Annotated in this window: 12 protein-coding genes; 7 read left to right on the forward strand and 5 right to left on the reverse strand. The window is 63.0% G+C overall.

The window, feature by feature from the left end; translation table 11 throughout:
• Positions 1-101: 101 nt before the first annotated feature.
• Positions 102-1,589, reverse strand: coding sequence for an aldehyde dehydrogenase family protein (locus tag PSH66_RS12225; RefSeq protein WP_141064153.1), 1,488 nt, complete (start codon positions 1,587-1,589; stop codon positions 102-104).
• Positions 1,590-1,825: 236 nt separating this feature from the next.
• Here PSH66_RS12225 and PSH66_RS12230 point away from each other — a divergent pair, with 236 nt between their 5' ends.
• The 3 genes from PSH66_RS12230 (at position 1,826) to PSH66_RS12240 (ending at position 5,128) form a co-directional block, all read left to right on the forward strand.
• Positions 1,826-2,995 carry a p-hydroxyphenylacetate 3-hydroxylase oxygenase component gene (locus PSH66_RS12230; protein ID WP_305429180.1) on the forward strand — a complete coding sequence of 390 codons (1,170 nt, stop codon included), beginning with the start codon at positions 1,826-1,828 and terminating at the stop codon, positions 2,993-2,995.
• A 56-nt stretch (positions 2,996-3,051) separates the two neighbouring features.
• Positions 3,052-3,984, forward strand: coding sequence for a p-hydroxyphenylacetate 3-hydroxylase reductase component (locus PSH66_RS12235; RefSeq protein ID WP_305429181.1), 933 nt, complete (start codon positions 3,052-3,054; stop codon positions 3,982-3,984).
• Between the two features lie 172 nt (positions 3,985-4,156).
• Positions 4,157-5,128, forward strand: coding sequence for a methyl-accepting chemotaxis protein (locus tag PSH66_RS12240; protein ID WP_305429182.1), 972 nt, complete (start codon positions 4,157-4,159; stop codon positions 5,126-5,128).
• A gap of 39 nt (positions 5,129-5,167) precedes the next feature.
• On the opposite strand, the gene PSH66_RS12245 is transcribed toward PSH66_RS12240, so the two are convergent.
• Positions 5,168-6,496, reverse strand: coding sequence for a hypothetical protein (locus tag PSH66_RS12245; RefSeq protein WP_305429183.1), 1,329 nt, complete (start codon positions 6,494-6,496; stop codon positions 5,168-5,170).
• 290 nt (positions 6,497-6,786) lie between these two features.
• On the opposite strand from PSH66_RS12245, the gene PSH66_RS12250 reads away from it, so the two are divergent.
• From PSH66_RS12250 to PSH66_RS12265, 4 genes are all read left to right on the forward strand, one after another.
• Positions 6,787-8,286, forward strand: a complete 1,500-nt coding sequence (locus PSH66_RS12250) for an APC family permease (protein WP_305429184.1) — start codon at positions 6,787-6,789, stop codon at positions 8,284-8,286.
• Positions 8,267-8,851 (forward strand): DUF3156 family protein, encoded by a 585-nt coding sequence (locus PSH66_RS12255; protein WP_305429605.1) that lies wholly within the window; start codon positions 8,267-8,269, stop codon positions 8,849-8,851. Before PSH66_RS12250 ends, PSH66_RS12255 begins: the two co-directional genes overlap by 20 nt.
• A gap of 111 nt (positions 8,852-8,962) precedes the next feature.
• The gene (gene feaR, locus PSH66_RS12260) at positions 8,963-9,925 is read left to right on the forward strand and encodes a transcriptional regulator FeaR (protein WP_003173206.1); all 963 of its coding nucleotides are present in this window, start codon (positions 8,963-8,965) and stop codon (positions 9,923-9,925) included.
• Between the two features lie 15 nt (positions 9,926-9,940).
• On the forward strand, positions 9,941-10,591 hold the full coding sequence (locus tag PSH66_RS12265) for a TetR/AcrR family transcriptional regulator (RefSeq protein ID WP_141064155.1): 651 nt from the start codon (positions 9,941-9,943) through the stop codon (positions 10,589-10,591).
• 6 nt (positions 10,592-10,597) lie between these two features.
• Here the strand turns inward: PSH66_RS12265 and PSH66_RS12270 are convergent, their stop codons facing one another.
• The 3 genes from PSH66_RS12270 to PSH66_RS12280 are packed head-to-tail and all read right to left on the reverse strand — an operon-like array spanning position 10,598 to position 12,975.
• Positions 10,598-11,368, reverse strand: coding sequence for an SDR family oxidoreductase (locus PSH66_RS12270; protein WP_305429187.1), 771 nt, complete (start codon positions 11,366-11,368; stop codon positions 10,598-10,600).
• On the reverse strand, positions 11,361-12,161 hold the full coding sequence (locus tag PSH66_RS12275; RefSeq protein ID WP_078824092.1) for an SDR family NAD(P)-dependent oxidoreductase: 801 nt from the start codon (positions 12,159-12,161) through the stop codon (positions 11,361-11,363). Before PSH66_RS12275 ends, PSH66_RS12270 begins: the two co-directional genes overlap by 8 nt.
• Positions 12,154-12,975 (reverse strand): molybdenum cofactor biosynthesis F family protein, encoded by an 822-nt coding sequence (locus PSH66_RS12280; protein ID WP_305429188.1) that lies wholly within the window; start codon positions 12,973-12,975, stop codon positions 12,154-12,156. The genes PSH66_RS12275 and PSH66_RS12280 overlap by 8 nt, the downstream gene beginning before the upstream one ends.
• Between the last annotated feature and the right edge of the window lie 70 nt (positions 12,976-13,045).

Here is a 13,045-nt window from a genome sequence, read left to right on the forward strand (position 1 = left end):
AGCTCGATTAGAGGTTTTAATGGGCGATTATCGAACGGCCTGCCAATTAATGGATCCATTGTTAGGCCGATGTGAGTAAGTGGCCGTGAGCCAGAGAGTCGTCAGTAACGAATCATCACCGACTTCAACTCGGTGTAATCCTCAATAAACGCGCCACCAAACTCCCGGCCGACCCCCGAGGACTTACTGCCCCCAAACGGCACCGCTGGATCCAGTAACGTGTGCATATTCACCCACACCGTACCCGCCTCAATGGCCGGCACCATCCGCAGCGCCTTGCCCAGGTCATTGGTCCAAAGGCTGGCGCTCAACCCATAGGGCGTGTTGTTCATCAACGCCACCAATTCGTCTTCGGTGTCATACGGCAAAAACGTAGCGATCGGGCCGAAGGTCTCTTCGTTGAGCAAGGTATCGTTGACTCCGTTGGCCAGGATGATCGTCGGCTCAACGTAGCAACCCGGCCGGTCAATCAGCTTGCCGCCGTGCACGATGCGGTTGTTTTCCGCCCGCGCCTTGTCAAAGAACGCGCCCAGTTTGAGTTGATGCTGACGGTTGGCGACCGGGCCGAACTCGGTGCGCTCATCCAACGGTGAACCGATGTTCAGCGCGCTCAAGCGCTGCGCGAGTTTGTCCATGACCGCGTCGATCTGCGAGCGATGCACAAAGAAGCGTTCGGCCGCCGCGCAGATTTGCCCGGAGTGCAAAAAGCCCGCTTCGACGATGCCGTTGACCGCGTTGTCCAGGTCCACATCGGGCAGAAAACCCGCCGAGTTTTTCCCGCCCAGTTCCAGGGTGGCGCGGGTCAGCCCGGCGCCCATGGCGCTCTGGCCCACGGCAATGCCGGTCGGCACCGAGCCGGTAAACGACACCTTATTGGTGCCGGGGTGTTCGATCAGCCCTTTGCCCACCAGGCCGCCGCCGGTCAGTACGTTGAGCGCACCTGGCGGCAGGCCGGCCTCCATCGCCAGTTCGGCGATACGCAGGATGGTCAGCGGCGTGAACTCACTGGGTTTGATGATGATGCTGCAACCGGTCACCAGCGCCGAGGCGAGTTTCCACAGTGCGATCATGGTGGAGAAATTCCACGGCACGATCCCCACCACCACCCCGACCGGTTCGCGCAGGGTGAAGGCGGTGTAGCGTTCACCGGCGAACGAGGGCAGTGACGGCGTGATGGTCTGCCCGGTGATCTTGCTGGCCCAACCGGCGTAGTAACGCAAAAAATGCGCCGCCTGGTCGACTTCGAAGGCCCGGGAAATCTGGATGATCTTGCCCGACTGGCAAGTCTCGATCTGCGCCAGTTCTTCGCGGTGCTGCTCCAGCAGGTCGGCCAGTTTGAACAGCACATTGCCGCGTATCGCCGGGGCGACCTGGGACCATTGTTTGAAACCACGACGCGCGGAGGCCACGGCCGCGTCGATATCGGCCGGGTCGGCGTCGGCGACCTGGGCGATGACTTGGCCGGTGGCCGGGTTGATCACCTCCAGCGTCTGGCCGGAGTGACTCTGCACGTAGCCACCGTCGATAAACAGCGCGTGTTGTCGACGCAGAAAGGCTTCGACGTGAGGCAGCAGTGGAATATCGCTCATGGGGGTTTCCTGATCCGGAACAAAGAAAAACCCGAGGGTAATCCACCGCTGCATGCCCGGCTTGACTGTGCCTGCCGCGCGCTATGTCTGTGGCTGCCAGGCCTGTGAAAAGTGCAATCTTGACTCTGGAACGTGCATTTTATGCCCGCCAGGCACACACCATACTGGCCCTGCATCCGGCGCCGCGCCTTGATTCCCGTTGTCGTCCGGACATCCAATAATAAGCAGGGCCATCCATGAAAAAGCCAAACCCGCTTCTCGAAGACCTCAAGCCCCTCCTGCCCGCCATCGCGGCCAATGCGTTCCAGGCCGAGCAGGACCGCCAGGTGCCCGCCGAAAATATTGCGTTGCTCAAAGGCATCGGCCTGCACCGTGCGTTTCAGCCCAAGGCGTTCGGTGGCATGGAATTGTCGCTGCCACAGTTTGCCGACTGCATCGCGGCGCTCGCCGGGGCCTGCGCCAGCACGGCCTGGGCCATGAGCCTGTTGTGCACCCACAGCCATCAACTGGCACTGTTCTCGGCCACCCTGCAGCAGGAAGTCTGGGGCACCGACCCGCATGCCACGGCCAGCAGCAGCATCGCCCCCTTCGGGCGTACCGAAGAGGTCGAGGGCGGCGTGCTGTTCAGTGGTGAGATGGGCTGGAGCAGCGGCTGCGACCACGCCGAGTGGGCGATTGTCGGCTTTCGCCGGCCGAATGCCGAGGGCACGCAGGACTACTGCTTCGCGGTGCTGCCGCGCAGTGACTATCAGATCCGCGACGACTGGTTTGCCGCCGGCATGAAAGGCAGCGGCACCAAGACGTTGATCATCGACAAGGCCTGGGTACCGGAGCATCGCATCCAGAAGGCCAAGGACATGATGGAGGGCAAGTCCGCAGGCTTCGGCTTGTACCCCGACAGCAAGGTGTTCTACTCGCCGTACCGTCCGTATTTTGCCAGCGGCTTTTCTACCGTGAGCCTGGGCGTCGCCGAGCGCATGCTCGAGGTGTTCCGCGAAAAGACCAAGACCCGCGTGCGCGCCTACACTGGCGCGGCGGTCGGTGCGGCCACGCCGGCGTTGATGCGCCTGGCCGAGTCGACGCATCAGGTCGGCGCCGCGCGCGCGTTTCTTGAAAAGACCTGGGCCGAGCATGCCGAGCACAGTGAGCAGCAGCGCTACCCCAGCCGCGAAACCCTGGCGTTCTGGCGCACCAACCAGGCGTATGCCACCAAGATGTGCATCCAGGCGGTGGATCGCCTGTTCGAAGCCGCCGGCGGCAATGCCTGGTTCGAACATAACGAAATGCAGCGCCTGTTCCGTGACTCGCACATGACCGGCGCCCATGCCTACACCGACTACGACGTCTGCGCGCAGATCCTCGGCCGCGAGCTGATGGGCCTGGAGCCCGATCCAAGCATGATCTGAACCTGCGTTTGATAACAACAATCAGGGCCGCGCCTGACGCGGCCCGGGAGTCTTGCATGTCTGAATCGACCTTCGACCCACGCACCTTTCGCCGCGCCCTGGGTAACTTTGCCACCGGCGTGACCGTGGTCACCGCCGCCGACGCCGCCGGGCGCAAGGTGGGCGTCACCGCCAACAGTTTCAACTCGGTGTCGCTCGACCCGCCGCTGGTGCTGTGGAGCCTGGACAAACGTTCCAACAGCCATGAGGTGTTCGAGCAGGCCAGCCATTTCGCGGTCAACGTGCTGGCGGCGGACCAGATCGACCTGTCGAACAATTTTGCCCGACCCAAGGACGATCGCTTCGCCGAGATCGAATATCAGCCCGGCGAGGGTGGGGCGCCGGTGTTCGCCGATTGTTCGGCGCGGTTTCACTGCGAAAACTACCAGCAGGTGGATGGCGGCGATCACTGGATCATGATCGGCAAGGTGGTGGCCTTCGATGATTTCGGCCGTGCGCCGCTGCTTTATCATCAGGGCGCCTACTCGATGGTCCTGCCCCACACGCGCATGACCAAGCGCGACGACAGCCAGCCGCCGAGCAGCCATTTCCAGGGACGCCTGAGCCACAACCTGTACTACCTGATGACCCAGGCGGTGCGCGCCTACCAATCCAGCTACCAACCCCGGCAACTGTCCACCGGCCTGCGCACCAACGAGGCACGCATGCTGATGGTGCTGGAGAACGACGCCCGGCTGAGCACCCAGGACCTGTTGCGCGAGGTGGCCATGCCGGTGCGCGAAATCGACGAAGCCGTGGCCAACCTCAAACGCAAGGGGCTGGTGAGCGACGATGACAACGGCGTACGCCTGACCGCTGCCGGTGTGGAGCAGACCGAAGACCTGTGGGCAATTGCGCGCGAACAGCAGGACAAGGTATTCGCCGCGTTCACTGACGCGCAGATCGAAACGTTCAAGACGGTGTTGAAGCAATTGATCCGCCATTGCTGATGGTAAAAAAGCCGAGGCCGGTAAAGGCCTCGGTTTTTTATTGATCGTACCCTGCAAATGCACGATAGCCCCTGGCAGCCAGGCGCAAGCGGGCGTGCAGGCTCGTACAAGCAATCACTGATGGTTTGCGGTCAGATCCAGCGTTTCGACGCGATGCGCAGAGGGCCGTCCGATGTTCTTCAAGAAAAACCAGCCGATGCAGGACCTTGCTGCCCACCTCAAGCAGGTGCTGGCGGGGGAGGCGCCTGATACCCAGGCGTTGCACGCTTACCCGTCGGTGCAGGCCTGCCTGGAACAGCTGGCGCGAGAGCGGGCGAATGCCGACCGCCAATGGCAGCAGGCCGAGGTATCGGCCAAGGCTCAGGCCGCCCGGCAGGCACACGACGAGCAGGCTCTTGAGGCCCTGCGTCAACAACTGGAGCTGGCCCTACAGCGTGAGGCGACACTGGATGCGGAGCTGCGTCGGCAGCGGCTGCTGGGTGACCAGCATCAACAGGAGAAGCAGATCTGGGAGCTGCTGCTGTGCACCATGACGGAGGGCTGCTGGGATATCACGGTGGTCAATGGTGACGTTCAGGACCCCGGCAGCCAGATGCGTATTTTCAATCAGTTTCGCCTGCTGCTGGGGTATGCCCCCCATGAGCTGCCCGACGGCTGGGACGCGCAGGTCGGCGTCACCCATCCCGAGGATTTGCCCAAGATCATGGCGATTTTCGACCGGGAGATCCTCGCCGCGCATGGTAGCGGTGAGTACGTATTTGAATACCGGATGCGCCACAAGACTCGCGGCTACATCTGGTGCCGCGAGCGCGGCAGGGCCGTGCGGGACGCCCAGGGGCGCTTGACGCGGGTGCTTGGCGCGGTCCGGGATATCAGTGATGAGCAGTCGGCCCGCACCACCCACCAACAATTGCTTGAGCACAACCAGGCCACCTATGGCCAGATCGCCACGGTGGTCAGTGTGATCAAAGGCATTGCCGACCGGACCAACCTGCTGGCCTTGAACGCGGCCATTGAAGCCGCGCGGGCCGGCGAGGTCGGCCGTGGGTTTTCGGTGGTGGCCGATGAGGTGCGCAAACTGGCGGAAAACACCCGCCAGGCGACTCATCGGATTCAGACGATGTTGCACCCGCACAAACAATAGCCTGCTTCAGGCGCTGCGCCGGGCAGCGCCTGAAAGGGGTCAAAAGGGTACGGCCACGGTCAACTGGCTGTAGAGGTTGGTGCCGTTGCCACCCACTTGGTTGCCACCGGTGTCGGCGTCCTTTTTCGGTTGGTAGATGCCCACCAATGGGCTGATGATCAGGTGGCTGTTGACCGCCCATTCGGCGTACAGGTCCAGCTCGCGGGCATCCAGGTTCAAGGCGTCGCGTTTGCGCAAGGTATTGAAGTCGAAGTACAGCGCGCCGACCGTCAGGTTTTCCAGGGGAGTGGCCTTGAGTCCTACATGCTGGATGCCGGTGTTGCTGTTGAACGGGCCGGCATAGTTGGAGGCCACTTCTCCCTGGAACCAGGTGCCGTAGCCGGTGCTGAGCCCGGTGAACAACGGGTCCCATTTTTGCGAGTAGCGGGTGTAGCGATAGGTCAGTTTCGGCGCCCAGCTGACATCGGCGAAGGTGTAGCCGGCTTCGCCGTACCAGGCTTTTTCCGGACCGGCATCCTTGTCCTGCCAGGCGTATTCGAAGGCAAAGCTGGCGTTCTCGATACCCGCGCTGCCTTCGCCGCGCAGGCTGTAGGTGTTCATGCCGTCGCGCTGTTTCTGAAAGTCGCTGGCCCATTGGTCGGTGACCCCGATGCCGTGTACCCAGGTCAACCCCAGCGTGCCGGCGGCGGCCGTGTAGTCGAGGGTGCCCGCCGCCAACTCGGTTTCGGCCTGGGCGCGGTTGTCGGATTTGAGCCACAGTACCGACCCATGCAGGCAGTCCTGGCCACCCAGGCGCAGCACGGCGGTACGGTCGAAGGCGTGACGCGCGGCGAGGTAGTAGGCACCCCCGCGATTCAATGCGCCGTCAGCCGGGCCCTTGCCCAGGTTGGGGCCGTCGTCGTTGATCAGGAAACCGCGGCCCAGCTTGACCACCTGGCGGCCGACGGAGAAATCCACTCCGTCCTTGCCCAGTGCCGGGAACAGCTCGGCCGAGCGCCAGCCCAGGTACGCGTCTTCGATTTTCGTGGTGCGCTCCGAACCGTCGGTGTTGCCGGCGGCGTCGCCGTCGCCCCAGGTGCCGGAACTGACCCAATTGAGCGCGCCATAACCGGTGCCGTAACCGGCCAGGCCCTGATCGCCGCTGACCCCATATTTGATGAAACCCTCGCGCCAGGATGAACCTCCCGGCGTGCCATCGTAGTTATGACGGCTGTTGAACATCCCGTAGACCGCCAGGAAGTCGGCATTGAGGTGGGTGTCTTCGTCGGCGTACAGCTCATAGGCTTGGGCCGTCGAGTGGGTGATCAAGAGTGCGATGCCCAGGCCGACAGCCTTGGACAGCGTGCAGGTTTTCAGAGTGTGCTCCATAGTGATAGTCCCCAGCATGATTAGGTCGAGGGCGCATTAAGATGGCTGGGCGCAGGGGAAGTCTTTTCCCTGCGTGCCAGCTAATTGATCCTGCCCGCCAAGGCCCACGCCCTGGCAGGCAGCAACAAAAGTGACGGCAGACATGGGCAAGACGCTCGGCGCGTTGGCGGTGCACAGTGATTTTCGCTCGAGGCCGTTTCGATCAGGGACTGGCCGGGGAGGGCTTAAACGCCAGCGCCTTGTACGGCTCGATGCATCCACTCAGAAATCCGCTTTCGAGGATCCGCACCATGTCGATCAATGACCGGCTCACGCAGCACCTGAAACGAGGCAGCGTCGGCTTTCCGACCGCGCTGGCCAGCACCATCGGCCTGATCATGGCCAGCCCGGTGATTCTCACCGCGACCATGGGCTTCGGCATCGGCGGCAGCGCTTTTGCGGTGGCCATGCTGATCGCGGTGGTGATGATGCTGGCGCAGGCGACCACCTTCGCCGAGGCCGCCGCGATCCTGCCGACCACTGGCTCGGTCTACGACTACATCAATTGCGGCATGGGCCGTTTTTTTGCGATCACCGGCACCTTGTCGGCGTACCTGATCGTGCACGTGTTTGCCGGTACCGCCGAGACCATTCTGTCCGGGGTCATGGCGCTGGTGAACTTCGAACACCTCAATACCCTGGCCGAATCCGCCGGGGGCTCCTGGTTGCTGGGCGTCGGGTTCGTGGTGGTGTTCGGCATCCTCAATGCGTTCGGCGTCAGCGCCTTCGGCAGGGCCGAGATCATCCTGACCTTCGGCATGTGGACCACGCTGATGGTGTTCGCCATACTCGGGCTGATCGCGGCGCCGGCGGTGCAACTGGAGGGGTGGTTCGGCGTGTCACTGGTGGGCACCGACCTGATCACCATTCTGTCCCTGGTGGGCATGGCCATGTTCATGTTCGTCGGGTGCGAGTTCGTCACGCCGTTGGCGCCGGACTTGCGCAATTCGGCCAAGGTCATGCCCAAGGCCATGCTCCTGGGCCTGCTCAGCGTGGCCACTTGCATGTTTCTCTACGGCGCGGCGATGAAGCGCCAGGTCGAAAACGTGTTGCTGGATGCCGCCACCGGCGTACACCTGCTGGACACGCCGATGGCGATTCCGCGTTTTGCCGAGCAGGTCATGGGGCAGGTCGGCCCGCTGTGGCTGGGCATCGGTTTTCTGTTTGCCGGCGCCGCGACCATCAACACGCTGATGGCGGGCGTGCCGCGCATCCTCTATGGCATGGCCGTGGACGGCGCGCTGCCCAAGGTGTTCACCTACCTGCACCCACGCTTCAAGACGCCGTTGCTGTGCATCCTGGTGGCGATGCTGATTCCGTGCCTGCACGCCCTGTGGTTGGGCGGCAACGCTGACAACATCATGCACCTGGTGCTGGCGGCGGTGTGTGCCTGGAGTTTCTCGTACCTGCTGGTGACGCTGTCGGTGGTGATCCTGCGCATTCGCCGTCCTGACCTGCCACGGGCCTATCGCTCGCCGTTCTTCCCGTTGCCACAAATCCTGTCCAGCATCGGCATTTTGCTCGGGATGTGGTTCATCACCCCGCCGGGCATGAACCCCGCCGACATTTACGTGCCGTTCGGCGTGATGCTGGCGATTACCGCTGCCTACGCGCTGTTCTGGACATTGGTGGTGCAAAAGGTCAATCCATTCAAGCCGGCGTCGGTCGAAGACGTGCTGGCCAAGGAGTTTTCCCATGAGCCTGGCAACCTTCACAACGAGCCTTTTGAGCATGCTGCAAAAGCTGTCTGAGCTGTTCAGTGCCAGACGCGCTCCGGCCGGTTACCGGCCCGGGGTCACGCTGGAGTACTTGCGGCGCAACCTGGGCCTGTCGAGCTTTACCTCGACCGGGCCGGCCAGTGCGGTGTTCGGCCTGGACGCCAGCGGCCTTGAGGTGACGGTTGTCGAGCGCACCGAAGCGCAATTGCTGATGCACCTGGTCATGACTGAATTCAGGATCCGTTTGCCCGCTTCAGAGCAGGGCAGTGCGCGCCTTGAGCTGCACCACCGTGGATCGATTCGGCGCACCGGGCTGGCGTGTCGGCAACGGGCCGGCGACCCCGCCCTGCGGGCCAGGCTTGAGGCGGTGTTAAGCGGCGATGAAGCTTTGCATCAGGCCTTGATGACGCTGGATTTCAAGCACCTGCGTATCGAGTTGGACGACCAGCAATGGCGCGTCCGGCTGGAGCACATGGGCGGCAGCGAGGTGGTCAATCGCATGCCGGCGTTTCGGCGTTATATCGCCCTGAGCCCGACCCAGCGCGCAGGTTTGCTGACGGTCCTGGCAGGTTTGCAACGGGTGCTGAGCGGGTTGTGATGAGTTGGCATCATTAGTGCTTTTACAGGTGGCATGACGTGCTTGTTGCGCCTATATAGATAACATGTTAACTATTGGCCAACAAAAACAAGAAGCCACTGTGGAGTTGCCATGAGCACTTATCAATCTGCGGACTGTGGACTGGAAAACTGGACGCGGGATCTACGCGCCGCCTGCGGCCATTTCGACACGGAACTGGCATTTAACCGCTCACTGTTTATCGGTGAGGTGTCCAAGCGTGAGCGCGGTGGCCTGTCACTGGCCAACCTGCGCACCAATGCCGGGATGATCAAGCGTGAACGGCCCAACGCCGATCACGACATGGACCAGCATTGTTTTCTTGTCAGCCAACGCAGCGGCTATTGCCAGATCACCCAGAACGGCCAGGTTGTGCAACTGGCCCCCGGCGACATGCTGCTGATGGACTCCACAGGCTCGATCGAGATCAGCCCGTTTGGCCTGATCGAACATGCCTCGCTGTCGCTCTCGCGCAATGAAGTGTGCAAGCAACTGGGCGGCGCCCCGAAAACCTTCGGCAAGATCTCTTCAAGCAAGGCCTGTGGCCGCATGCTCCACGTGCTGATGGACCAACTGTGCCGGGAAGGGCTGGGCGACCAGGATTCGAATGAGGAGGCGCAGGCCCTGCAAGCAGCCTTTGTGTCCTTGCTGGGCTCAGCCTTTGAAGTGCATGACGCACCCGGTGAGGGCATCGCCTGCCTGCAAGGCGGCAACCTGCGCAGCTACGTGCAGAAAGTCATCGACGAGTCGCTGACCCAGCCTGGCCTGAGCCCCGTGGGCCTGGCCAGCCGCTTGAACATCTCGGTGAGGCACCTGTACCGGTTGTTCGAAGAGCAGGACGACAGCGTTTGCCGCTACATCCAGCGCGCGCGGCTCAAGCGCAGCGCGGATGACTTGACCAACCCGTTCCTCAAGAGCGAGTCGATCACCTCGATTGCCTACAAGTGGGGCTTCACCGATTCGGCGCACTTCAGCCGCTCGTTCAAGAAGCAATTCGAGCTATCGCCCAAGGATTTTCGTTCGACCCATCTGCAACAGGCGGTGGGCGCGGCCTAGGTTATCCATCGATCCATGAAACCGCTCAGCCTGTCGGCCAGCCACATTTGTTCCGTTGCGGTCGAGCACTTCGCCGATCACGGTTATAGCGCTTCATCGCTCAACGACATTGCGGTCGGAGCGGGCATGCGCAAGGCGTCGTTGTACGCGCACTTTGTCAGCAAGGAGGCGTTGTTTCTGAGGGTGTTCGAGATTGCCCTGGCGCATGAGCACCGCTGCATCGAGCGCTGCTTCAAGGACGAGGCCGGGCATGTGGGCGTACCGGGGCAGTTGCACCTCGAGCGGCTGAGCGCACGCTACGAAGCGTCGCCGCATCTGCGCTTTCTGCTGCGCACGGCGTACTTTCCACCAGCGCATATTCGCAGCGTGATCACCACCGGTTTCGAGGGGTACCTGGCGCGCATTCGCCATGACTTTCAAAGCGCCGCGCAAGCTCGCTATGCGAGGACGCGACCGCAGGCGCTGGAAGTGTATTGCGACGCCTACCTGGGCATCGTCGACAGCCTGCATGTGGAGCTGATCTATTCGACGCCGCAGGGCTACGTCAAACGGCTTGCGGCGTTGACGCGGGTGCTGGGGGATTCGTTGTCGATGCTCCCGACCGATGGAGATCAAACGGTGGGAGGGGGCTTGCTCCCTCACACAGTTGATTCCAGTCATGCCTGACAGACCTTACTTCACCTCGGGCAACGTCGACCCGCCATCCACAATGATGGTCTGCCCGGTGATGTAGCCCGCCAGGTCCGAGGCCAGAAACAGCATGGCCCCGGCAATGTCCTCCGGCGCGCCGAGGCGGCCCAGTGGCACGCGGTTGGCGATGTCGGCGTTGACTTGATCATCGCCCAGGTTGTCCATGGCCGGCGTGGCAATCATCCCCGGCTCCACACCGTTGACCCTTACCCGATCGCCGGCCAGTTCCAGCGCGGCATTGCGGATAAAACCGTTGACCCCGGCCTTGGACGCGGCGTAGTGGCTGAGCCCCGGATAGGCGACCCGTGGCCCGGTGACCGACGAGGTGACCAGTACACAACCGCCGCCTTGACGCTGAAACATCGGCAAGGCGGCCTGGGTCAGCCAGAACAGCGCGCAAAGGTTGACCGCCAGCGTACGTTCCAGCAGGGCCGGGGTTATCTGCTCGAACGCCGTCAACGGAAAATAGCCGGCGTTGTGCACCAGGATATCCAGGCGCCCCCAGTCGCGCTCGATGCCCTTGACCCCGTCGAACACCGCCGTCGCATCGGCCAGGTCGAGTTCGATGGCCTCGACCCGGCACCCGCGCCTGCCCAATTCGTCGGCCAACGCCTGGGCTTGCGCCCGACGCAGGTCAACGATCATCACGCGCGCGCCACGCAGCGCAAACGCTTCGACGATGGCTCGGCCGATACCTTGCGCGCCACCGGTGACCAGCACGCTTTTGCCGCTGAAATCGAGGTCTTCAGACATGGGACTGCTCCATATGGGCATAGGCCAGGGTCGGCACGTCGACGATGCTCGAACCACCGTCGGCGACCAGGCTGGCGCCGGTGATGATCGAGGCGTCGGGGCCTGCCAGGAAGCGGCAGACCTTGGCGATTTCTTCGGCGCTGGCGGGACGCCGCAACGGTACGTCGGCGCAGACGCGGGCATACGCCTGCTGCAGCGTATCGCCGTGGAAGCTCATCAGCGGCTGCATCTCCGCGTCGGCCATCGGCGTGGTGACCCAGCCCGGACACACGGCATTCACTCGCACACCGCGTGGCCCATAGTCCCGCGCCAGGGAGCGGTTAAGCCCGAGCAGCGCGTGTTTGGCTGTGGTGTAGCCACACACTTCGGGCCCGGCGGCCAACGAGGCGATGGAGCCCAGCAGCACAATGCAGCCGGCGCTCTCGATCAGCAGCGGCAGGCAGGCGCGGGCGCTGTAGAACGCGCTGTCCAGGTTGCTGCGCAACGCCGCTTCCCAGGTGGACGGGCTGGTTTGGCTGGCGCTGCCCACGCCATGCCCGCCGGCACAGGCCAGCAGCACATCGAGCCGGCCGTAGCGCGCATGAATCTGTGCAACGAAGCGGTCCCAGGTGTCCGCGCAGGCCGCGTCGCCAACCAATACCAGGCCACCGGTTTGCGCGGCGACCTGCTCCAATGGCTCGCGACGTCGGCCGATCAGCACCAGGTTGGCGCCCTCGGCGGCGTACAGTCGTGCACAGGCGGCACCGATGCCCGTGCCGGCACCAGTGATGACCACGGTACGGGGATCAGGCATCGGGATACTCCGTATGGTTGAGGACCTGGCAGTAGGAACTGACCGGAAAGTTCGACAGCTCATCGAAGGACGCACCGGCATAGCCGAAGATCTTGCCGTCGCTGCGGTGCTGTTGCAGGTCGATCAGTACCAGCCCGAGGGTGGGGATGATCTTTTCGCGCCAGACGAACAGGTACAGCTGGTCGGCAATCTTGTAGTAGTGGCAGCGGTCGGTATCGCACAGGCCCTGTTCGACACCCTTGAGGCACTGCCAGGAATAGAACTGATCGTTGAGGTAGATGTGCTCGTAGACTTCGCTGGGGCTGTAGCGATACAGGTTGCGCAACCCGGTCAGCTCCTGGGTCGGCGCGTGCGGGCCCTGGCCGGCCTGCCAGGGTTGACTCAGGCTGCCATGCAGAAATTCCACGTCCACCGAGGTCAGGGCCTTGCCGGCCAGGGCGCGGCTGTAGAGGCCTTGCTCGGTTTGTTCGCGGTTCGGCATGCTGCCGATCACGGCGGTGAACGATGACGTGGGGGTATCCAGCACCAGGCTGATCGACCAGGCTTGCCCGGCCTCGTGCTTGATAAAGTCGACCAGGTACAGGCCCGGACGCACCGAGGTGGCGCGGTAGGCGGCCGAACCGCTGGAGTGACCATCGGTGGCGTTCCAGTGCAGCGTATCGGTTTCAAAGCGGTGCTCGATCTGCCAGCCATTGGCGAAGTGCAGCGTGAAGGTCTTGCCGTTGAGGTCGGCCAGGTTGGGCAGGATAAAGGCTTCAGGGGCAAAACCGTCGGCAAGGGCGCCTACGGTGATCCAGTCGGATGGGGTGGTCATTGCATGGCTCCAGTGGGTTGAATTGACAACCCGGAGCATGCGGCGGGAAGGGGCGTGCGCCTATCAACCG

Source organism: Pseudomonas sp. FP597, assembly GCF_030687435.1.
Taxonomy (GTDB): Bacteria; Pseudomonadota; Gammaproteobacteria; order Pseudomonadales; family Pseudomonadaceae; genus Aquipseudomonas; species Aquipseudomonas lactucae.

Coding starts and splice junctions, on each gene's coding strand:
- PSH66_RS12225 (WP_141064153.1), bottom strand. CDS start 1,589: ATGAGCGATATTCCACTGCTGCCTCACGTCGAAGCCTTTCTGCGTCGA.
- PSH66_RS12230 (WP_305429180.1), top strand. CDS start 1,826: ATGAAAAAGCCAAACCCGCTTCTCGAAGACCTCAAGCCCCTCCTGCCC.
- PSH66_RS12235 (WP_305429181.1), top strand. CDS start 3,052: ATGTCTGAATCGACCTTCGACCCACGCACCTTTCGCCGCGCCCTGGGT.
- PSH66_RS12240 (WP_305429182.1), top strand. CDS start 4,157: ATGTTCTTCAAGAAAAACCAGCCGATGCAGGACCTTGCTGCCCACCTC.
- PSH66_RS12245 (WP_305429183.1), bottom strand. CDS start 6,496: ATGGAGCACACTCTGAAAACCTGCACGCTGTCCAAGGCTGTCGGCCTG.
- PSH66_RS12250 (WP_305429184.1), top strand. CDS start 6,787: ATGTCGATCAATGACCGGCTCACGCAGCACCTGAAACGAGGCAGCGTC.
- PSH66_RS12255 (WP_305429605.1), top strand. CDS start 8,267: ATGCTGCAAAAGCTGTCTGAGCTGTTCAGTGCCAGACGCGCTCCGGCC.
- feaR (WP_003173206.1), top strand. CDS start 8,963: ATGAGCACTTATCAATCTGCGGACTGTGGACTGGAAAACTGGACGCGG.
- PSH66_RS12265 (WP_141064155.1), top strand. CDS start 9,941: ATGAAACCGCTCAGCCTGTCGGCCAGCCACATTTGTTCCGTTGCGGTC.
- PSH66_RS12270 (WP_305429187.1), bottom strand. CDS start 11,368: ATGTCTGAAGACCTCGATTTCAGCGGCAAAAGCGTGCTGGTCACCGGT.
- PSH66_RS12275 (WP_078824092.1), bottom strand. CDS start 12,161: ATGCCTGATCCCCGTACCGTGGTCATCACTGGTGCCGGCACGGGCATC.
- PSH66_RS12280 (WP_305429188.1), bottom strand. CDS start 12,975: ATGACCACCCCATCCGACTGGATCACCGTAGGCGCCCTTGCCGACGGT.